The following is a 1307-nucleotide window of genomic DNA, read 5'->3' on the forward strand; positions in this document are numbered from 1 at the left end:
TACTGCTGATGCGTTAAAAATTATCACTAAACAAATTTAATTGTTCTTTGACATCTTGATTGATTTGATATTCTGTAAGCAGTTCTTTTATTGGAGCTTTATCGAACACAGAAATGCCTAAAATTTGTATGATCTCATAAATTGAGAGTTCACTTTTTAAAGAATGCTTGACTTTAGCAACTATAAGGTAGGTACAAATTGCTACCCAGATATGTATATTAACGGCATTTTCAGAATGGCCCCAAAGTTTTTTAATTGTAAGATTCTGTTTTATCCACTTAAAGAAAATCTCTATTTGCCAACGATTCCGGTATAAATGAGCAATTTCAAGTGCTGAAGCGTATGTGTTATTTGTTATAAACGTTAAGAGGGTGTCTTTTTCATCATCATAATACTCAATAAGCCTTAATGTCTCAGGATACAATTTCTTGGACTTGTATCCATTGAGAATGATGATTTTATCACTTCTTAGACCTGTAGTTTCGTCAATATTGTAATTGACCTCTGTGACAGAAAAATCCATTGTTGTTTTTGCTCTGGATATAAAGAAAGCTCCAGATTCATTCATATGATATAATGCTTTAAAATCGATATAAGCCTTATCCATGACATAAATAGCATTTACTTCGGGCGTAATAACATCAAGCACATTGCTATCATGGTATTTGCCGTCGGTGATAAGGATATAGGATGGAATACTTCCTCTTAAGTCCAGCAACGTATGGATCTTTATTGCTCCTCTGGAGTATTTTCCCGGTGCCCAACTGAAAAGCTTTAGACTAAGTGAAACTGTCGTTGAATCCAAAGCAAACACTTCATTTTTGATGTGAACATCGGGAATTGAAGAGTTTGCATATAATGGCCGAACTTCCTGGATTAAGAAGTTACCAAAATCAGCAAAGATCCTTGAGTCTCTGTTCTCATTAGCTCTTGACAGTGTGGATTGATTCACATATTGCTTTATCCCAAGATGATAAAGTTTATTTCTATGAGCTTTTAAACACGTGCAGATATCTCGTAACGAGTTTCTTGCTGTTAATTGACCAAAGAATAATTGAATAAACTGGTTCCAGCAGTTTAAATCCCTTGTTCGATAATCGCCGTTATATTTATTTACGAATTTGTCAAACTCATAACGGTTTACAAATTGCAGTAGCTGAGCAAAAATATATTTACCAGAATTCATAGCCTTGCATTAAAAGAGCAAAGCTAAAAGTCAAATCAAATCAAAAAATCAAAGAACGTTTATATTGTATTGAAATATAATTGTTTGCAAAATATTTTTAAAAGTTAACGCATCACTAGTA

The 1307-nt window shown here is 33.1% G+C and carries 1 protein-coding gene; it reads right to left on the bottom strand.

Translation table 11 applies throughout. From position 1 onward, the window contains the following. Window positions 1-13: 13 nt before the first annotated feature. Window positions 14-1186, bottom strand: a complete 1173-nt coding sequence (locus OM075_RS25060) for an IS4 family transposase (protein ID WP_301193304.1) — start codon at window positions 1184-1186, stop codon at window positions 14-16. Window positions 1187-1307: the final 121 nt, after the last annotated feature.

Source organism: Plebeiibacterium sediminum (genome assembly GCF_026013605.1).
GTDB lineage: Bacteria > Bacteroidota > Bacteroidia > Bacteroidales > Marinilabiliaceae > Saccharicrinis > Saccharicrinis sediminus.

Bases quoted from the DNA above. Each gene is read 5' to 3' on its own strand.
- OM075_RS25060 (WP_301193304.1), bottom strand. From the start codon at position 1,186: ATGAATTCTGGTAAATATATTTTTGCTCAGCTACTGCAATTTGTAAAC.